Source organism: Bradyrhizobium sp. SUTN9-2 (assembly GCF_003122645.1).
Lineage (GTDB): Bacteria > Pseudomonadota > Alphaproteobacteria > Rhizobiales > Xanthobacteraceae > Bradyrhizobium > Bradyrhizobium yuanmingense.
Window position 1 is genome coordinate 1,799,645 of the sequence record NZ_LAXE01000001.1, and the last position, 18,598, is coordinate 1,818,242.

The window sequence follows — 18,598 nt, forward strand, 5'->3', positions numbered from 1 at the left end:
CCATACGCTGAGGCGAAATGGATTCCGGGCCTGGCCCTTCGGGCCATCCCGGAATGACGAAGTCAAATAAGTCCGGGTACGAGGAACCAAAGAAATGGATTTTGATCTGTCCGAGGAGCAGCGGCTTCTCAAGGAAAGCATCGACGGCCTGCTGACCGATTCCTACGATTTCGAGCAGCGCAAGAAGTACATGGCGGAGAAGGGCGGCTGGAGCAAAACGGTCTGGCTCAAGCTCGCCGAGCAGGGACTTTTGGGCCTGCCCTTCAGCGAGGCTGACGGCGGCTTCGGCGGCGGCGGTGTCGAGACCATGATCGTGATGGAAGCGCTCGGGAAGGCGCTGGTGCTCGAGCCCTATCTGGCGACGGTGGTGATCGGCGGCGGCTTCCTGCGTCATGCCGGCACCGATGCGCAGAAGGCCGCGCACGTGCCCGGCATCATCGACGGCAGCAAGACGTTTGCGTTCGCCCAGCTCGAGAAGAACTCGCGCTACGATCTGTTCGACGTCGTCACGACCGCGAAGAAGAAGGGCGACGCCTACGTGATCGACGGCGAGAAGTTCGTCGTGCTGAACGGCGAGAACGCGGACACCCTGATCGTCACCGCGCGCACCAAGGGCGACCGCCGCGACAAGTCAGGCATCGGCGTGTTTCTGGTTCCGGCCAATGCCAAGGGCGTCGCGAAAAAGTCCTATCCGACCCAGGACGGCCTGCACGCCGCCGACATCACCTTCACCGGTGTCGAGGTCGGTCCCGACGCCGTGCTCGGCAACCCCGAGGATTCGCTCGCGCTGATCGAGCGCGTGGTGGACGAAGCCCGCGTCGCGCTCTGCGCCGAGGCGGTCGGCCTGATGGACGAATCGCTCAAGACCACGGTCGAGTACATCAAGACGCGCAAGCAATTCGGCGTCGCGATCGGCTCGTTCCAGTCGCTGCAGCACCGCGCCTCCGACATGTTCGTCGCCACCGAGCAGGCGCGCTCGATGTCGATGTTCGCGACCATGGCGAACGACTTCGAGGACGCCAAGGAGCGCAGCAACGCGATCGCCGCGGCCAAGGTGCAGATCGGCAAGTCGCTGAAATTCGTCGGCCAGCAGTCGATCCAGCTCCACGGCGGCATCGGCATGACCATGGAGGCCAAGATCGGCCACTACTTCAAGCGCCTCACCATGATCGAGAACACCTTCGGCGACACCGACTACCACCAGCGCCGCGTCGCAGACGCGGGCGGGTTGATCTGACCTGTCATCCCGGGGCGCGCGAAGCGCGAGCCCGGGATCCATAGCCACGATCGGGAGTATGGATTCCGGGCTCGCGCCAAGAGGCGCGCCCCGGAATGACCAGGAGGAGGCAACAACAATGAAGAACACCCCGTTCGATCTCACCGGCAAGGTCGCCGTGGTCACCGGCTCCAGCCGCGGCATCGGCCGCTCCTCCGCCGAGTTGCTCGCCAAGTTAGGCGCCAAGGTGGTTGTCTCCTCGCGCAAGGCCGACGCTTGCAAGGAAGTCGCCGACGGCATCAATGCCGCTGGCGGCGATGCCATCGTCATTCCCTGCAACATCGCGCGCAAGAACGAGGTCGAGGCGCTGATCGCGGGCGCGACGAAGCATTACGGCAAGATCGACATTCTCGTCTGCAACGCCGCCGTGAATCCCTATTACGGCCCGCTGCTCGAAATCACCGACGAAGCCTTCGACAAGATCATGGGCTCGAACGTCAAGAGCAACATCTGGCTCTCCGCGCTCGCGATCCCGCAAATGGCCGAGCGCGGCAAGGGCTCGGTGATCATCATCTCCTCGATCGGGGGCCTGCGCGGCTCCACCGTGATTGGCGCCTACGGCATCTCCAAGGCCGCCGACTTCGCGCTGTGCCGTTCGCTCGCCGGCGAATGGGGTCCGAAAGGCGTCCGCGTCAACTGCATCGCGCCCGGCCTGGTCAAGACCGACTTCGCCCGCGCGCTCTGGGAAGACGAAGCCAATCTGAAGCGCCGCACCGCCACCACGCCGCTCCGCCGCATCGGCGAGCCCGACGAAATCGCCGGCGCCGTCGCCTACCTCGCCTCCGACGCCTCGAGCTTCATGACCGGCCAAACCATCGTCATCGACGGCGGCGTGACGACGGCGGCGGTGTAGCCTTCTCTTCCCCTCTCCCCTTGTGGGAGAGGGTGGATCGCCGCGTAGCGGCGAGACGGGTGAGGGGTCTGTCTCCGCGAGTGGCACTCCCGCATTATTCCACGCCGATAGAACCCCTCATCCGGCGCTTCGCGCCACCTTCTCCCACAAGGGGAGAAGGAAGCCGGCGTCCATCATCTCGCCTTGACCTTCTGCCTCCAATCCGCTCCCTTTGGCGCGACACAATGACCCCTCCAGGGAAGACGCCCAAAGAATACGCCAAGGTAAGCCGCCATGTCTTTCGTCCTCGCCATCGACCAGGGCACCACCTCTTCGCGCGCGATCGTGTTTCGCGGCGATATTTCCATCGCGGCGAAGGCGCAGGCCGAGTTTCCGCAGCATTTTCCGGCCTCCGGCTGGGTCGAGCACGAGCCGGAGGACATCTGGACCTCGACCGTGATGGTCTGCCGCGAAGCGATCGAGCATGCCGGGATCACCGCAAAGGACATCGCCGCGATCGGCATCACCAACCAGCGCGAGACCACCGTGGTGTGGGACCGCGCCACCGGCCAGGCCGTGCACCGCGCCATTGTCTGGCAGGACCGCCGCACCGCCGACATCTGCGCCAAGCTCAAGGCAGAAGGCCGCGAGCCCGTGATCTCTGAGAAGACCGGCCTGATCATCGATCCCTATTTCTCCGGAACCAAAGTCGCCTGGATCCTCGACCACGTCCCCGGCGCCCGCGCGCGCGCCGCGCGCGGCGAATTGATGTTCGGCACCATCGATTGCTATCTGCTCTGGCGCCTCACCGGCGGCAAGGTGCACGCCACCGACGCCACCAACGCCTCGCGCACGCTGCTGTTCAACATCCACACCGGCGCGTGGGACGACGAGCTGCTGGAGATCATCGGCGTGCCTCGCTCGATGCTGCCCGAGGTGAAGGATTCCTCCGCCCGCTTCGGCGAGAGCACGCCGGACCTGTTCGGCGGCCCCATCGTCATCGCCGGCATCGCCGGCGACCAGCAGGCCGCCACCATCGGCCAGGCCTGCTTCCGCCCGGGCATGATGAAGTCGACCTACGGCACCGGTTGTTTCGCGCTGCTCAACACCGGCACCACGCCCGTCGTCTCCAAGAACAAGCTGCTCACCACCGTCGCCTATCAGCTCGATGGCAAACGCACCTACGCGCTGGAAGGCTCGATCTTCGTCGCCGGCTCCGCTGTGCAATGGCTGCGCGACGGCCTCGGCATCATCAAGCATGCCGCCGAAACCGGACCGCTTGCCGATCAGTCGGACTCCATGCAGAGCGTCTACCTGGTCCCCGCCTTCGTCGGCATGGGCGCGCCCTATTGGAATCCGCGCGTCCGCGGCGCGCTGTTCGGCCTCACCCGCAACACCGGCCCCGCCGAGCTCGCCCATGCCGCGCTGGAAAGCGTCTGCTACCAGACCTTCGATCTCTGGGCCGCAATGCGCGCGGACTGGCCGAGTTCGGAAACCGCAAGCGTCGTGCTCCGCGTCGACGGGGGCATGACCGCCTCCGACTGGACCATGCAGCGCCTCGCCGATCTCCTGGATGCGCCGGTCGACCGCCCGGTGATCCAGGAGACCACGGCGCTGGGCGCCGCCTACCTCGCTGGCCTCCAGGCGGGCGTTTATCCCGAGCCGACCAAGTTCGCCGACAATTGGCGCCTCGAGCACCGCTTCAAGCCCAACATGAGCCAGGCCACGCGCGAGCGGAAGCTCGCCGGCTGGGCGCGCGCGGTAAAGGGCGTGCTGGCGAGCGACGAGGGGGAGGGGTAGCGGCAAATGTCGTAGCCCGGATGGAGCGCAGCGTAATCCGGGTCCGCTGTCGATGGTGGCACAAATCCCGGATTGCGCTGCGCTCCATCCGGGCTACACCACCGCCTCTACACCGTCATTGCGAGGAGCTCTTGCGACGAAGCAATCCAGACTGCCTCTGCGGAAAAATCCTGGATTGCTTCGCTGCGCTCGCAATGACGGAGTGTGGCGCTGCTGTGGTGCCTCAAACGGCGCCGCCCGCTAATCGCTAACAAAAGAAGAAACGAAGCATGATCGTCCCCGACGGCTATTCCGACGTCCCGAACGGCAAGATCGCCGCAATCGTCACCCATCTGGAGATGACTGCACCGCCCGCGCGCCGCGATGATCCGCCCGGCGCCTGGACCTTGCGCAAGGTCGATGCCCCCGCGCTTCCCTGGTACCGCGATCTCTTCCGCCGCGTCGGCGAGGGCTGGCTGTGGTTCTCGCGCGCGCGCATGACCGACGCCGAGCTCGCCGCGATCATCCATGCGCCTGGAATCGAGGTCTATGCCCTCGTCCTCGACGGCCGAGACGAAGGCCTGCTCGAGCTCGACTTCCGCGAGCCCGGCCAGTGCGAGCTGACTTATTTCGGCGTCACGTCTAGCTTGATCGGCACCGGCGCCGCCCGCTTCCTGATGAACCGCGCGCTGGAGCGCGCCTGGTCACACGACGTCCGCCGCGTCTGGGTCCATACCTGCACCCTCGACCATCCCGCCGCCGTCGCCTTCTACCAGCGCTCCGGCTTCCGCCCCTTCCGCCGCCAGATCGAAATCGCCGATGATCCGCGCCTCGACGGTACGGCACCGCGCGATGCAGCGAAGCATGTGCCGATCATCGAATAGTGCGCGGCTGCCTCCTCACCGTCATTGCGAGGAGCCCTTGCGACGAAGCAATCCAGAGTCCGCACGGAGAGATTCTGGATTGCTTCGCGGAGCCTGTCATCGGGCCGCGCTTTGCGCGGACCCGGTGGCTCGCAATGATGGGAGTCTGCGCTGCCGTTCTACGATCTCAAAACACCTCCTGCTTCCCCCGCGCCAGCGAAAAACCCCGCTGCATCGCGTTGAAGCACGTCAATCCCGTCTGCTCCGACCGGCACGTGAATCCCCCGCGCTGCCACACCTCGCCATAGGCCAGCACCGGCAGTGAGGGGTCCATCACGGTGTCGCCGGCGCAGATGCGGCTTGCTGCGCCCTTCGCGCTCATCTCGAAGGCGTGGCCCCAGTCGAGCTCGCAATCGGCGGGCCGGCGCGGGCGCACGTCCATGTTCATGATGTCGCAGCGGAGCACGCCCTGTCCGTTGTCGGTGAAGAACTGGCAGGCGATGTTCTTCGACGGCGTCAGAAAGCCGATCGGGCGGTCCTGCGCGTGGGCGGCGCCGATCATCGGCAGCAGGATCGCCATCAGGACGAGTCCGCGCGGTCGCGTCATGTCATTCCCGCTCAGCTCTCGAAAGTCACCGCCGTCGTGTTTGCCCCGCAGACCAGAACTGCGACGCGCTCGGTAGGTGAGGGACGATAGCGGCCGGAGAGCACCGCGGCAAATGCAGCTGCGCCGCCGGGCTCGGCCACGAGGCGCAAGTGCGACCACAGCGCGGACTGGGCCTGCCGGATCGCATCGTCGCTGACCAGGACGACGCGCTCGACATGCGCCCGCGCGACCGGAAACATCAGCGCGCCGACGCGCCGCGGCGCAAGGCTGTCGGCGGCGATGCCGCCGGCCGGCGCATCGACCGGCGCGCCCGCCTCGAACGCTTTGTGAAGGGTCGGCGATTGCTCCGGCTCGACCGCGACGATGCGTGTCCTGCCGGCGTACCATGCCGCAATGCCGCCGATCAGCCCGCCGCCGCCGACCGCCACCAGCAGCGTGTCGATGCCGGGCGCATCCTGCTCCAATTCCAGTCCGACGCTGCCCTGGCCGAGCAGGGTCTCGGCCTGATCGTAGGCATGGACGGCCAGCGCGCCGGTCTGCGCGACATGCGCCTCGCTCGCGGCGAGCGCATCGGCATAGCGGCTGCCGGCGATCACGAGCTTTGCGCCATAGGTCCTGATCCGCTCGGCCTTGGCCGGCGAGGTGATGTCGGGCACGAAGATCGTGGCGGGAATGCCGAGCCGATGCGCGGCATAGGCAACGGCGGCGCCGTGATTGCCGCCGGACGCGGCGACCACACCGGCCTGCGGCACCTGCCGCAGCAGCAGATTGGCGAAGGCGCCGCGCGCCTTGAACGATCCGGAATGCTGCAGCATCTCGAGCTTGAAGGTAACAGGCGCTGCCGGCAGGCCGAAATCGGCGAGATCGGCCTGAAGCAGCGGCGTGCGCCTGATATGCGGACGGATGACCGGCTCGGTCGCCGCAATCCGCTCCCGTGTGATGTCCATTGTCGCTGTCATGATGCCGTCCAGGATAACCCAACTGAGAGTTGACATCAATTAGGTAATTAGCAAAATGGCTAAATGAAATTTGCCGTCGCCCTGCGCGCGCTCGCCAACGAACGCCGCCTGCAGATCCTGGAATGGCTGCGGGATCCGCGGAAGCATTTTCGTGAGCAGGAAGACGGCGACCTGGTCGAGGACGGCGTCTGCGGATTGCTGATCGCCGAAAAGCTCGGGGTCAGCGCGCCGACATTGAGCGAGCACATGCGGGTGCTGACGGCAGCCAAGCTGGTGCGCGCCAAGCGGATCAAGCAGTGGACGATGTACAAGCGCAACGAGACCGCCATTGCCGCGATCAAGCGCTCGATCCAGGACGGCCTTTGAGCGCAAGGCGGTCGCGGGTCGTTGCAGCCGGCGCAATGCTCCGTTTCCGAGATATTTGTTGCGCCGCGCCGAGCTGGTCGTGGAGACTGATCGGCCCTGTCGTGTTCAATGATCGAGAAGAGCGAGAACCATGTTCCTGATCGGCCAATATGATTCCCCCTTCGTCCGCCGCGTCGCGATTGCGCTGCGGCTCTACGGGCTCGCCTTCGAGCACAGGCCATGGTCGACCTTCGGCGATGCCGACAAGATCGCGCCGTACAATCCGCTCCGCCGCGTGCCGACGCTGGTGCTCGACGACGGCGAGGCCCTGATCGAGAGCATGATCATCCTCGATTATCTCGATGACCTCGTCGGCGCGGACAAGGCCATGCTGCCGCGCGGCGGCACCGAGCGGCGCAGACATTTGCGCATCTGCGCGCTCGCTTCCGGCCTCGGCGACAAGGCGGTGAGCCTGCTCTACGAGCGCGTGCTGCGGAAGGAGCAGCTCGCGCTGTGGGTCAAGCGTTGCCAGGCGCAGATCGCGGACGTGCTGAAAGTGCTCGAGGCCGAGCGCGCCAGGGTGACGACGCCGTATTGGCTGGGTGACCGCATCGGCCACGCAGACGTTGCCGTCGCCTGCGTCGTCCGCTTCACCCGCGAAGCGCATCCCGACCTGTTCGATGCCTCGCGCTATCCGGCGCTCGCGGCCCATAGCGAGCGTTGCGAGGCACTGGCGCCGTTCAAGGAGATCGTGCAGCCGCTGTCCCCGCCGAAGGGGTGAAGCGCTCTGTCATTCCGGGGCGCGCGAAGCGCGAGCCCGGAATCCGTGCAGCGGATGATGTGGAGCAATGGATTCCGGGCTCGCGCCAAGAGGCGCGCCCCGGAATGACAGCGCGGGGCCTGGCGAGAGTATCGGACGGCCACCGCAGTCGATGATGCAATAATACCCCTGTTTTGCCCGACGCCGCAACCGTGTTTTCGGCAAGTCCGAAAACGTCAAGCCTTTTCAACCCCATCGTTACTGTGCATGGGGTTGTTTTTCACGTTTGTGTTTCGGCGGCGTCTACCCCGCGCCGGCGCGCTTCTTCTGCCAGACCAAGTGCACCGCGCAGGTGCAGCCCGGCGGATGCGAGGCGAGGTCTTTCGGCATTTCGTCGTTCGCCGGCGTGGCGGCGAAGGGCTTGTCCTGCGACGGGATGTAGTTCAGCACCGGCGCGAGCCAGCGCTCGGCTTCGGCCACGCTCATGCCCTTGCGCGCGGCGTAGTCCTCGACCTGGTCGCGCTCGATCTTGCCGACGCCGAAATAGTAGCTCTCGGGGCTGGCGAAATAGAGCCCGGAGACCGACGAGCCCGGCCACATCGCAAAGCTCTCGGTCAGCTTCACGCCGGCGGTCGCCTCCGCATCGAGCAGCTCGAACAGCGTCGCCTTCTCGGTGTGATCAGGCTGCGCGGGATAGCCGGGCGCGGGGCGAATCCCGGAGTACTTCTCCAGGATCAGTTCCTCGTTCGAGAGCGTCTCGTCCGGCGCATAGGCCCAGAACTCGCGGCGGACGCGGGCATGCATGCGCTCGGCAAGGGCCTCGGCGAGGCGGTCGGCCAGCGCCTTGCACAGGATCGAGGAGTAGTCGTCGTTCGCCATCTTGAAGCGGTCAGCCACGGCATCCTCGCCGATCCCTGCGGTGACGACGAAGCCGCCGATGTAATCGGGCACGCCGGCAGGGGCGATGAAGTCGGACAGCGCCGCATTGAAGCGGCCCTCGCGCTTCTCCAGCTGCTGGCGCAGCGTGTGCAGCGTCGCGATGCTCTTGGTCCTGTTATCGTCGGCATAGAGCACGATGTCGTCGCCTTGCGCGTTCGCCGGCCAGAAGCCGATCGTCGCCCGCGCCCGGAACCACTTCTCCTTGACGATCGTGTCGAGCATCTTGCGCGCATCGTCATAGAGCGAGCGCGCGACCTCGCCGACCTTGGAATCGTCGAGGATGGCGGGGAAGCGTCCGGCGAGCTCCCAGGTCTGGAAGAACGGCGTCCAGTCGATATAGGGCACGAGCTCGGCGAGGTCGTAGTCGTCAAAGCTCCTAATACCGAGGAAAGTCGGCTTCACCGGCTTGCTCTTGGCAAAATCGACTGGCACGCGGTTGGCGCGCGCGTCAGCCAGCTTCAGCCGCTTCTTGTCGGCCTGCGCGCGCAGATGCGCCTCCGAGATCTTGGCGTATTCGGCCCGCACCTCGGCCGCATAGGCCTCGCGCTTCTCCGGCGAGAGCAGCGCGGAGGCGACGCCGACCGCGCGGCTGGCGTCGTTGACATGCACGACGGGACCGGCGCGATAGCTCGGGTCGATCTTGACGGCCGTATGCACGCGGCTGGTGGTGGCGCCGCCGATCAAGAGCGGCAGCCTCAAGCCTTCGCGCTGCAACTCGCCGGCGAAGAATGCCATCTCGTCGAGCGAGGGCGTGATCAGGCCTGACAGCCCGACGATGTCCGCCTTCTCGGCTTTCACGGTCTCGACGATCTTGGCCGCCGGCACCATCACGCCGAGGTCGATCACCTCGAAATTGTTGCACTGGAGCACGATGCCGACGATGTTCTTGCCGATGTCGTGGACGTCGCCCTTCACCGTTGCGAGCACGATCTTGCCGGCGGACGAGGAGCCTTCGGTACCGATGCCGCTCGCAAGGTTGCGCGCCTTCTCCTCCTCCATGAATGGCATGAGGTAAGCGACGGCCTGCTTCATGACGCGGGCAGACTTCACCACCTGGGGCAAAAACATCTTGCCGTCGCCGAAGAGATCGCCGACCACGTTCATGCCGGCCATCAGCGGGCCCTCGATGACGTCGAGCGGGCGCGAGGATTTCTTGCGGGCTTCTTCAGTGTCCTGCTCGATGAACTCGGTGATGCCGTGCACCAGCGAATGCGACAGCCGCTTCTCCACCGGCCATTCGCGCCAGGCAAGATCGGCTTCCTTGCCTTCGGTCTTCTTGCCGCGGAATTTCTCGGCGAGCGCCAGCAGCCGCTCGGAGGCGCCCGCGTCGCGGTTGAGGACGACGTCCTCGCAGGTCCGGCGCAATTCGGGATCGATGTCGTCATAGACGATCATCTGCCCGGCATTGACGATTCCCATATCCATGCCGGCCTTGATGGCGTGATACAGGAACACCGAGTGCATGGCCTCGCGCACCGGCTCGTTGCCGCGGAACGAGAACGACAAATTGGAGACGCCGCCCGAGACATGCGCGCCCGGCAGGTTCTGGCGGATCCAGCGCGTCGCCTCGATGAAGTCGACGCCGTAATTGTTGTGCTCCTCGATGCCGGTCGCGATCGCGAAGATGTTGGGATCGAAGATGATGTCCTCGGGCGGGAAGCCGACCTTGTTCACCAGGATGTCGTAGGCGCGCTTGCAGATCTCGGTCTTGCGCGCGAACGTGTCGGCCTGGCCGACCTCGTCGAACGCCATCACGACAACGGCCGCGCCGTGGCGACGGGCGATCTTGGCCTCAAGGATGAACTTCTCCTCGCCTTCCTTCATCGAGATCGAGTTGACGACCGGCTTGCCCTGCACGCATTTCAGGCCGGCCTCGATCACCGAGAATTTCGAGGAATCGACCATCACAGGCACGCGCGCGATGTCGGGCTCGGCGGCGACGAGGTTGAGGAAGGTCACCATCGCCGCTTCGGAATCGAGCAGGCCCTCGTCCATGTTGACGTCGATGATCTGGGCGCCGTTCTCGACCTGGTCGCGCGCGACCTGCAGCGCGGCGGTGTAATCGCCTGATGTGATCAGCTTGCGGAAGCGGGCCGAGCCCGTGACGTTGGTGCGTTCGCCGACGTTCACGAATGGGATTGCATCCGTCAGCACGAACGGCTCGAGGCCGGAGAGTCGCAGGCGCGGGGTGATCTCCGGCACGATGCGCGGCTTGTGCGGGGCCACTGCCGCAGCAATCGCCGCGATATGGTCCGGGGTCGTACCGCAGCAGCCGCCGACGATGTTGACGAGGCCATCGCGCGCGAACTCGCCGATCAGGCGGGCCATGTATTCGGGCGTCTCGTCATACTGGCCAAACTCGTTGGGCAGGCCGGCATTGGGATAGGCGCAGACCAGCGTGTCGGCGACGCGGCCGATATCGGCGATATGCGCGCGCAGGTCTTCCGCGCCGAGCGCGCAGTTGAAGCCGATGGTGATGGGCTTGGCGTGCCGCACCGAATTCCAGAACGCTTCCGGCATCTGGCCCGACAGCAGGCGGCCGGATTTGTCGGTGATGGTGCCCGACACCATCACGGGCACGTCGATGCCGAGCTCTTCGGTGATCTCGGCGATCGCATAGAGCGCCGCCTTGGCGTTGAGTGTGTCGAAGATGGTCTCGACCAGCAGGAGGTCGACGCCGCCGTCGATCAGCCCGCGGATCTGCTCGCCATAGGACTTGCGCAGATCGTCGAAGGTGACGGCGCGGTAACCGGGATTGGAAACGTCGGGCGAGATCGAGGCCGTGCGGTTGGTGGGGCCGATGGCGCCGGCGACGAAGCGCGGCTTGCCGTCCTCGGCTTCGACACGCCGTGCGGCATTGCCGGCGAGGCGGGCGCCTTCACGCGCCATCTCGTAGACGATGTCGGTGAGGTCGTAATCGGCCTGCGCGATCGAGGTCGTCGAGAACGTATTGGTCGCGACGATGTCGGCGCCGGCGCGCAAATAGGCGGCGTGGATGTCCTCGATCGCCTGCGGCTGGGTCAGGATCAACAAATCGTTGTTGCCGCGCAGGTCGCGATGGAAGTTCTTGAAGCGCTCGCCGCGGAAGGCTTTCTCGTCGAGCTGCAGGTTCTGAATCATCGTGCCCATGGCGCCGTCGAGCACCAGGATGCGCTCGCGCGCGGCGTTCAGAAGGGCAGTTCGCTTCGGAGAGACGGTCACGGTCATGTTCTCTTACGCCGCCTTCTGCGCGCTCTTGGCGCGAATGCCGAGCAAATGGCTGATCGCGAACACGAGATCGGCGCGGTTCATGGTGTAGAAATGGAAGGTGTCGACGCCGTGCTTGGCGAGCTTCTGCACCTGGCCGGCCGCAACGGTCGCGGCCACCAGCTTGCGCGTTTCGGCATCGTCATCGAGCCCTTCGAACTTCGCCGCGAACCAGTCGGGCACCGTGGTGCCGGCACGGGTCACGAAATTGCGCGCCTGCTTGAAATTGTGCATGGGCATGATGCCCGGCACTACGGGGATGTCGATGCCGCGCGCACGCACGCGGTCGAGATAGCGGAAGTAGAGATCGTTGTCGAAGAACACCTGCGTGATCGCGCGCGTCGCGCCCGCATCGACCTTCGCCTTGAGCGTGTCGATATCGGCATCGAAGTCGCGCGCTTCGGGGTGCTTCTCGGGGTAGGCAGAGACCGAGACCTCGACGTCGCCGTGCCGCTTCTTGATGCCGGCGACGAGCTCGGCCGAGCTCTGATAACCCTCGGGATGGCTCGAATAGGGCGTGCCGATGCCGCCGACGGGATCGCCGCGCAAGGCCACGATGTGGCGGACGCCGACCTCGTGATAGCGGTCGACGATCTCGTCGATCTCGCCGCACGAAGCACCGACGCAGGTCAGGTGCGCCGCCGGCAGCAGCGCGGTCTCTTTCAGGATGCGTGTGATGGTCGAATGGGTGCGCTCGCGGGTCGAGCCGCCGGCGCCATAGGTCACCGAGACGAACTTCGGCTCGAGCGGGGCCAGCCGGTTGATGGTCTCCCAGAGATTGCGCTCCATCTCTTCCGTCTTCGGCGGAAAGAACTCGAAGGAGATCGCGGGCCGCTTCAGGTGCCTGTCCTGCCGGTCGGCTGTCGCAGGCGTCGTCAGGTCAGTCATGGCGCCACTCACTCCAATGTCAGGCCGGCAATCGGGGTCTAGCCTCGGAGAGCTAAAATACGGCAAAGGCCCCTTGATCGACAGCCCATCATGCATGGGAAGTTGCCCATTCAGGTGCAGTTAGACGGGTCATTCTTGCGAATCATGTTTTGGGTGGGAAGCGCGCTGCATGACATAATGTGTTGAATTTTCAGATATTATCTCTCGTGAACCATCTTTTATGAACGATTTTCTTGGTGGGCAGATCAGAATCGTCTGCAAAGTAGCGGCGGTTGTCCCAACTCCAGCCGCTGGCGTGCCAGCCCGTCCGTACACGTCAGGCCTGCGCAGCCTGCCCATTGTCGCCGCGACCGCCTCGATTACCTTAAGCCGCGATGATCCCGCTCTCCGTCCTCGACCTCTCCGTCGTCACATCAGGCACCAAGCCCGCCGCGGCGCTGCGCAACAGCATCGATTTGGCGCGTCACGTCGATGGCCTCGGCTATGTCCGCTACTGGCTCGCCGAGCATCACAATCTCGCCTCCGTCGCGAGCCCCGCGCCCGACCTGATGATCGGCCAGATCGCGGCGGTGACGAAGCACCTCCGCGTCGGTTCCGGCGGGGTGATGCTGCCCAACCATGCGCCGCTGGTCATCGCTGAGCGCTTCAAGATGCTGGAGGCGCTATTTCCGGGCCGGATCGATCTCGGTCTCGGCCGCGCGCCGGGCACCGATGGTGCGACGGCTTACGCGCTCAGGAGCCGGCTCGACCGCCGCGAGGGCGACGATTTCCTGGAGCGGCTGCACGAGTTGATCCTGTGGGAGACGCGCGAATTCCCCGCGGGGCACCCTTACAACAACGTCGTCGCAATGCCCGACGACACCAGACTGCCGCCTATCTGGCTGCTCGGCTCCAGCGATTATTCCTCGGAACTGGCCGCCCAGGTCGGCATGGGCTTCGCCTTCGCCCATCATTTCGCGTCCCACGACGCGATCGATGCGATGGTGCATTACCGCAATCGCTTTCAACCCTCGGCCTGGCGTGCGAGCCCACATGCCATTCTCGCGGTCGCCGTCATTGCGGCCGATACCGACGAGGAGGCCGAAAGGCTCGCCTCGTCCTTCGACCTCAACCGTCTTCGCCGCGACCGCGGTCAATATCTGCCGCTGCCGAGCGTCGAGGAGGCGATGGCCTATCCGTATACGGACGCCGAGCGCACCTCGATCCTGCGCAACCGCTCGCGCCTGTTCGTCGGCAGTCCCGCGACGGTGCAGAAGAAGCTGCAGCCGCTGATCTACGCAAGCAAGCCGGACGAGCTGATGGTGATCACGGCGGTGTATGACCACGCGGCGCGAAAGAAGTCGTATTCGCTGCTGGCGGAGGCGTTCGGGCTCAGAGCGGCGGGGTAGCTTACCCTCCCCAGGGGGGCCCGATCGCGCGCAGCGCGAGCGGGGTGGGGTGATCTCTCCACTCGGGCAGTATTCGACGTGGAGAGACCGTCACCCACCCCGCTACGCATTGCGCTGCGCTCCATGGGGAGCGACCCACGGGCGAGCTGCGCTCTCCCGGACCCCTCCAGGGGAGGGTGAGGGATCAATCCTGCACTTCGCTGAACGTGGCGCGGAACGGATGGCCCGGATATACGCCGACGATGCGGAATTCGCGCGAGAAAAATTTCAGCTCCTCGATGGCGAAGGCGAGGCCCTTGTCATCGGGATGGCCGTCGACGTCGGCATAGAACTGCGTGGCGAAGAAATTGCCGTCGACCATGTAGCTCTCGAGCTTGGTCATGTTGACGCCATTGGTGGCGAAGCCGCCGAGCGCCTTGTAGAGCGCCGCCGGCAAATTGCGCACTCGGAAAACAAAAGTCGTGACGAGCGGCCCGGTGCCTTGGGGCGCCCATTTCGGCTCGCGCGCCAGCACCACGAAGCGAGTGGTGTTGTGGGCCTCGTCCTCGATGTCCTCGGCGAGGATGTCGAGACCGTAGATCTTTGCAGCAAGGCGCGAGGCGATCGCGGCCACCGTCTTGTCCTTGCGCTCCGAGATGTCGCGGGCGCTGCCGGCGGTATCGGCATGCACGATCGGCTTGATGCCGAGCTTGCGGATGATGCGCCGGCACTGGCCGAGCGCATGCACATGGCTCTCGACGCTCTTAATGTCTTCGAGCTTGGTGCCCTTCACGGCCATCAGCTGATGCCGGACCGGCAGGAACCATTCGCCGACGATGAAGAGGCCGGACGCCGGCAGGAGGTGATGGATGTCGGCGACGCGGCCGGCGACCGAATTCTCGATCGGGATCATGCCGAGATCGGCCTCGCCCGACGAGATCGCCGACAGCGCGTCTTCGAATGTGGCGCAGGGCATCGGTTCGGCATCGGGATAGGCCTCGACGATGGCGATGTGGGAATTGGCGCCAGGCTCGCCCTGGAATGCGATCTTCATCTTGCTCATGCTCGGCCTTGTAGCAGCGGCTCAGGATTTGGAAAGGATGCTGCGCGCGGTCTCGAGGTCCGCCGGCGTATCGACCCCGCGGGGCACGGTGTCGACGATGGTGAAATCGATGCGCATTCCGGCCTCAAGCGCCCGGAGCTGCTCGAGCTTCTCCTGCAATTCCAGCGGAGACGGCGGAAGAGAGACGTAGCGCTCCAGAGCGGCGCGGCGAAAGGCATAGAGGCCGATATGGTGGTAACGCGGTCCGTCGCCGGTCGGGGCGGTCGCGCGGGTGAAATAAAGTGCGCGCATCCGCCTGCCGCCAACCGAGGTTCCGATCGCCTTCACCACGCTTGGGGCGAGATCCTCTTCCTCGGTGTGGATCCGCGAGGCCAGCGTCGCGATGTCCACGGCCGGGTCTTGCAGCGGCGGCAGCACCTCGCGGATGTTGTCGATCGTGATGGTCGGGAAATCCCCCTGGACATTGACCACGATCTCGGCCTTGCCCTCGGGATCGAGCTTCTGCATGGCCTCGTGGATACGGTCCGAGCCGGAGGGGTGGTCGCCGCGGGTCATCACGGCCTCGCCGCCATGGGCGGTCACGACCGAGGCGATCTCGTCGGTGTCGGTGGCCACCGCGACCCTGCCGATTGCGGCGGCCTCGGCACGGCGCAGCACATGCACGATCATCGGCAATCCCGCGATATCGGCGAGCGGCTTGCCGGGCAGGCGGGTGGCGGCCATGCGAGCCGGGATCAGCACCAGGATGCGGGGATCGATCATCGGGTTCAAAGGTCTGAGGTCAAGAGCCTGAAAACGGAGCGTTTTCCGCACCGGGACATGGGATGGGGACGGGCCTGAAGCCGGGTCGCTTATACGGGTTGCCAGACCCCGGGCAAACCGATATCTCAATGGCAAAACTCGGGGAAACAATAAGGAACGTTTGATTCTCCGAGGCTCGTCCTGCGGCCATCCGGGCCGCTGTTTCCTTCTTGCGGTGGGGCCTGGCCGGAAATGGACTCTTTCGAACTCAACAAGATTCTCGGCGCCGTGTTCGGCACCTGTCTCTTCCTGCTGGTGACGAGCTTCACCGCGAGTGCGCTGTTCTCCCCCAAGATGCCGGAAAAGCCGGGCTTCGAGATCGCGGTCAAGCAAGATGCCGGCTCCGGCAAGGAGGGCGCCGCTGCCGCCGCACCGTCCGAACCGATCGAAAAGCTGCTCCAAACGGCCTCCGTCGAGAAGGGCTCCGCGGCCGCCAAGAAGTGTGGCGCCTGCCACACCTTCGAGAAGGGCGGCCCGAACCGAGTCGGTCCGAACCTCTATGGCGTCGTTGGCGAGCCCAAGGGCCAGGGCCGTGGTGGCTTCAACTTCTCGGCCGCCATAAAGGCCAAGGGTGGCAACTGGAGCTTCGACGACCTCAACAAGTTCCTCGCCAATCCGAAGGGCTTCATTCCGGGCACCGCGATGGGCTTTGCCGGTGTTGCCAAGGATTCCGAGCGTGCCGATATCATCGCATATCTGAATTCGCAGTCGGAGAAACCTCAGCCGCTGCCGACGGCGTCAAAATAAGGTCCCAAGAACCCGCGCTCGAATACGGCCAGGCTGAAAAGTCTGGCCGTTTCCTTATCCGGGCCTCGCGGCGACGTTATCGGGGCGTTTGGCCGCATCCGATAGGCCGGCCGGGCTTCCAAGATGAGGAAAAAGCAACATATTCGGTCGAAACCTCGCCTATATTGGGAACTTAAAGGAGTAGCCTCCTTCAAGACAGGGATGTTGATTTGGCCATTACCCGACGCGATCTCCTGCTCACCGGCACTGCAGCCGCAGCGCTTCCAGCCCTTGGCTCCCTCGCGGGCGTTCCCGTCGGCGTGGCGCATGCGCAATCAGCAACTGAGCTGCCTTCCGGCGGGTTGCCTTGGCGCCACGCGCTGTCGCTGTTCGGAAAGGTCAAGTACCCCGCCGACTTCAAGCGCTTCGACTACGTCAATCCGGACGCCCCCAAAGGCGGTGTGGCGCGCCAGATCGCCGTCGGCACGTTCGACAATTTCAACATCGTTGTCTCGGGCGTGAAGGGCCAGGTCGCTGGTGCCGTCGCGTTCATCTATGAATCGCTCCTGACGCAGTCGCTCGACGAGGTCTCGACCGAATACGGCGCGCTGGCCGAAGCGGTCAGCCATCCCGACGATTTTTCCTTCGTCACCTATCGCCTGCGCCCGCAGGCGAAATGGCATGACGGCAAGCCTGTTACGCCGGAGGACGTGATCTTCTCGCTCGATTCCTTCAAGAAGAACCATCCGATGTACTCGGCCTATTACAGCCATGTGGTGAAGGCCGAGAAGGTCGGCGAGCGTGACGTGAAGTTCGTGTTCGACGCACCCGGCAACCGCGAGCTGCCGCTGATCGTGGGACAGCTGATCGTCCTTCCGAAACATTGGTGGGACGGGACGGACGCGCAGGGCCGCAAGCGCGATATCGCCACCACCACGCTGGAAGTGCCGCTCGGCTCGGGCCCTTACAAGGTCAAGGAATTCGTCGCAGGACGCTCGATCGCGCTGGAGCGCGTCAAGGACTATTGGGGCCGCGATCTTCCCATCAATGTGGGCCGCAATAATTTCGATGAGCTGCGCTACGAATATTTTCGCGACGGCACCGTTGCGATCGAGGCCTTCAAGGCCGACCAGGTCGATTGGCGCACCGAGAACAGCGCGAAGAGTTGGGCGACCGCCTATGATTTCCCGGCCGTGACCGAAAAGCGGGTGATCCTCGAGGAATTCGTCAATCGCAGCTCGGGCGTGATGCAGGCCTTCGTGCCGAACCTGCGCCGCGCCAAGTTCAGCGATCCGCGCGTGCGTCGTGCGCTCAACTACGCGTTCGATTTCGAGGAGATGAACAAGCAGATCTTCTACGGCCAGTACAAGCGCATCAGCAGCTATTTCGACGGCATCGAGGAGCTGATGGCAACGGGGTTGCCGCAGGGTAAGGAGCTCGAAATTCTCGAGACCGTCCGCGCCCAGGTACCGCCCGAGGTCTTCACGACGCCCTACACCAATCCTGTCGGGGGTAATCCGGAGGCGGTGCGCGACAATTTGCGTGAGGCGCTGCGCCTGTTCAAGGAAGCCGGCTACGAGGTGCGAGATCGCAAGCTGGTCGACGTCAAGACCGGTGCGCAGTTCTCGCTGGAATTGCTCAACTCGGATCCCAGCTTCGAACGAATTACGCTGTTCTACAAGCCGTCGCTGGAGCGGCTCGGCATTGCGGTGAGCGTTCGGACGGTCGATCCGACCCAGTATGAGAACAGGACGCGCGAGTGGGACTTCGACATCGTGACGAACTCCTGGGGCGAGTCGCAATCGCCGGGCAACGAGCAGCGCGAGTTCTGGTCCTCCAAATCGGCCGACATCGCCGGGTCGCGCAACATCGCCGGTATCAAGAATCCGGCCGTGGACAAGCTGATCGAGCGGGTGATCTACGCCACTGATCGCGACGATCTCGTCGCGGCCACCAAGGCCCTCGACCGCGTGTTGCTGTGGAATCACTACGTCGTGCCGCAATGGACCTACAACAAGGTGCGCACCGCGCGCTGGGATCGCTTCGGCCGGCCGACGGAATTGCCCTGGTATGGTCTGTCCGGCTTCCCGTTCATCTGGTGGTACGACGCAGACAAGGCGGCACGGATCGCAAAGAAATCGTGAAGG

General features: G+C 64.8%; 15 protein-coding genes. 9 read left to right on the forward strand and 6 right to left on the reverse strand.

The genetic code is table 11. The features are described from left to right. The first annotated feature begins 94 nt into the window (after positions 1–94). The 4 genes from pimD to XF30_RS08485 all read left to right on the forward strand — a co-directional run bounded on the left by pimD (position 95) and on the right by XF30_RS08485 (position 4,771). Positions 95–1,237 (forward strand): pimeloyl-CoA dehydrogenase small subunit, encoded by a 1,143-nt coding sequence (gene pimD, locus XF30_RS08465; protein ID WP_109142411.1) that lies wholly within the window; start codon positions 95–97, stop codon positions 1,235–1,237. Positions 1,238–1,355: 118 nt separating this feature from the next. Next, positions 1,356–2,129: an SDR family NAD(P)-dependent oxidoreductase gene (locus XF30_RS08470; protein ID WP_109142412.1), complete on the forward strand. Its 774-nt coding sequence runs from the start codon at positions 1,356–1,358 to the stop codon at positions 2,127–2,129. Between the two features lie 273 nt (positions 2,130–2,402). After that, entirely contained in the window at positions 2,403–3,908 is a 1,506-nt protein-coding gene (gene glpK / locus XF30_RS08475; RefSeq protein ID WP_035997987.1) for a glycerol kinase GlpK, read from the forward strand. 269 nt (positions 3,909–4,177) lie between these two features. Next, the gene (locus XF30_RS08485; protein WP_109142414.1) at positions 4,178–4,771 is read left to right on the forward strand and encodes a GNAT family N-acetyltransferase; all 594 of its coding nucleotides are present in this window, start codon (positions 4,178–4,180) and stop codon (positions 4,769–4,771) included. Positions 4,772–4,937: 166 nt separating this feature from the next. Here XF30_RS08485 and XF30_RS08490 read toward each other — a convergent pair whose 3' ends face one another. Both XF30_RS08490 and XF30_RS08495 read right to left on the reverse strand, forming a co-directional pair. Beyond that, positions 4,938–5,357, reverse strand: coding sequence for a DUF6636 domain-containing protein (locus XF30_RS08490; RefSeq protein WP_109142415.1), 420 nt, complete (start codon positions 5,355–5,357; stop codon positions 4,938–4,940). A gap of 11 nt (positions 5,358–5,368) precedes the next feature. Continuing rightward, complete coding sequence (locus XF30_RS08495; protein WP_109142416.1) at positions 5,369–6,352, reverse strand: threonine/serine dehydratase; 984 nt, start codon at positions 6,350–6,352, stop codon at positions 5,369–5,371. A 27-nt stretch (positions 6,353–6,379) separates the two neighbouring features. On the opposite strand from XF30_RS08495, the gene XF30_RS08500 reads away from it, so the two are divergent. After that, the gene (locus XF30_RS08500) at positions 6,380–6,682 is read left to right on the forward strand and encodes an ArsR/SmtB family transcription factor (RefSeq protein WP_036021541.1); all 303 of its coding nucleotides are present in this window, start codon (positions 6,380–6,382) and stop codon (positions 6,680–6,682) included. Positions 6,683–6,812: 130 nt separating this feature from the next. Continuing rightward, positions 6,813–7,442 (forward strand): glutathione S-transferase family protein, encoded by a 630-nt coding sequence (locus XF30_RS08505; protein WP_109142417.1) that lies wholly within the window; start codon positions 6,813–6,815, stop codon positions 7,440–7,442. Between the two features lie 282 nt (positions 7,443–7,724). On the opposite strand, the gene metH is transcribed toward XF30_RS08505, so the two are convergent. Both metH and metF read right to left on the reverse strand, forming a co-directional pair. After that, complete coding sequence (gene metH / locus XF30_RS08515; RefSeq protein WP_109142418.1) at positions 7,725–11,567, reverse strand: methionine synthase; 3,843 nt, start codon at positions 11,565–11,567, stop codon at positions 7,725–7,727. A 6-nt stretch (positions 11,568–11,573) separates the two neighbouring features. Continuing rightward, a complete protein-coding gene (gene metF / locus XF30_RS08520; RefSeq protein WP_192893077.1) occupies positions 11,574–12,494 on the reverse strand; it encodes a methylenetetrahydrofolate reductase [NAD(P)H] in 921 nt (306 codons plus the stop codon). Between the two features lie 374 nt (positions 12,495–12,868). Between metF and XF30_RS08525 the strand changes: the two genes are divergently transcribed. Beyond that, complete coding sequence (locus tag XF30_RS08525) at positions 12,869–13,882, forward strand: LLM class flavin-dependent oxidoreductase (RefSeq protein WP_109142420.1); 1,014 nt, start codon at positions 12,869–12,871, stop codon at positions 13,880–13,882. 184 nt (positions 13,883–14,066) lie between these two features. Here XF30_RS08525 and XF30_RS08530 read toward each other — a convergent pair whose 3' ends face one another. Then, positions 14,067–14,924, reverse strand: coding sequence for a prephenate dehydratase (locus tag XF30_RS08530; protein WP_035998021.1), 858 nt, complete (start codon positions 14,922–14,924; stop codon positions 14,067–14,069). A 21-nt stretch (positions 14,925–14,945) separates the two neighbouring features. Then, on the reverse strand, positions 14,946–15,686 hold the full coding sequence (locus XF30_RS08535; protein ID WP_035998024.1) for a 3-deoxy-manno-octulosonate cytidylyltransferase: 741 nt from the start codon (positions 15,684–15,686) through the stop codon (positions 14,946–14,948). Between the two features lie 231 nt (positions 15,687–15,917). Here XF30_RS08535 and XF30_RS08540 point away from each other — a divergent pair, with 231 nt between their 5' ends. Next, a complete protein-coding gene (locus XF30_RS08540) occupies positions 15,918–16,472 on the forward strand; it encodes a c-type cytochrome (RefSeq protein ID WP_109142421.1) in 555 nt (184 codons plus the stop codon). A gap of 209 nt (positions 16,473–16,681) precedes the next feature. Then, complete coding sequence (locus XF30_RS08545) at positions 16,682–18,595, forward strand: extracellular solute-binding protein (protein WP_109142422.1); 1,914 nt, start codon at positions 16,682–16,684, stop codon at positions 18,593–18,595. Positions 18,596–18,598: the final 3 nt, after the last annotated feature.

Excerpts from the sequence above, each read along its gene's own strand:
- pimD (WP_109142411.1), top strand. The coding sequence starts at position 95 with ATGGATTTTGATCTGTCCGAGGAGCAGCGGCTTCTCAAGGAAAGCATC.
- XF30_RS08470 (WP_109142412.1), top strand. The coding sequence starts at position 1,356 with ATGAAGAACACCCCGTTCGATCTCACCGGCAAGGTCGCCGTGGTCACC.
- glpK (WP_035997987.1), top strand. The coding sequence starts at position 2,403 with ATGTCTTTCGTCCTCGCCATCGACCAGGGCACCACCTCTTCGCGCGCG.
- XF30_RS08485 (WP_109142414.1), top strand. The coding sequence starts at position 4,178 with ATGATCGTCCCCGACGGCTATTCCGACGTCCCGAACGGCAAGATCGCC.
- XF30_RS08490 (WP_109142415.1), bottom strand. The coding sequence starts at position 5,357 with ATGACGCGACCGCGCGGACTCGTCCTGATGGCGATCCTGCTGCCGATG.
- XF30_RS08495 (WP_109142416.1), bottom strand. The coding sequence starts at position 6,352 with ATGTCAACTCTCAGTTGGGTTATCCTGGACGGCATCATGACAGCGACA.
- XF30_RS08500 (WP_036021541.1), top strand. The coding sequence starts at position 6,380 with ATGAAATTTGCCGTCGCCCTGCGCGCGCTCGCCAACGAACGCCGCCTG.
- XF30_RS08505 (WP_109142417.1), top strand. The coding sequence starts at position 6,813 with ATGTTCCTGATCGGCCAATATGATTCCCCCTTCGTCCGCCGCGTCGCG.
- metH (WP_109142418.1), bottom strand. The coding sequence starts at position 11,567 with ATGACCGTGACCGTCTCTCCGAAGCGAACTGCCCTTCTGAACGCCGCG.
- metF (WP_192893077.1), bottom strand. The coding sequence starts at position 12,494 with ATGACTGACCTGACGACGCCTGCGACAGCCGACCGGCAGGACAGGCAC.
- XF30_RS08525 (WP_109142420.1), top strand. The coding sequence starts at position 12,869 with ATGATCCCGCTCTCCGTCCTCGACCTCTCCGTCGTCACATCAGGCACC.
- XF30_RS08530 (WP_035998021.1), bottom strand. The coding sequence starts at position 14,924 with ATGAGCAAGATGAAGATCGCATTCCAGGGCGAGCCTGGCGCCAATTCC.
- XF30_RS08535 (WP_035998024.1), bottom strand. The coding sequence starts at position 15,686 with ATGATCGATCCCCGCATCCTGGTGCTGATCCCGGCTCGCATGGCCGCC.
- XF30_RS08540 (WP_109142421.1), top strand. The coding sequence starts at position 15,918 with ATGGACTCTTTCGAACTCAACAAGATTCTCGGCGCCGTGTTCGGCACC.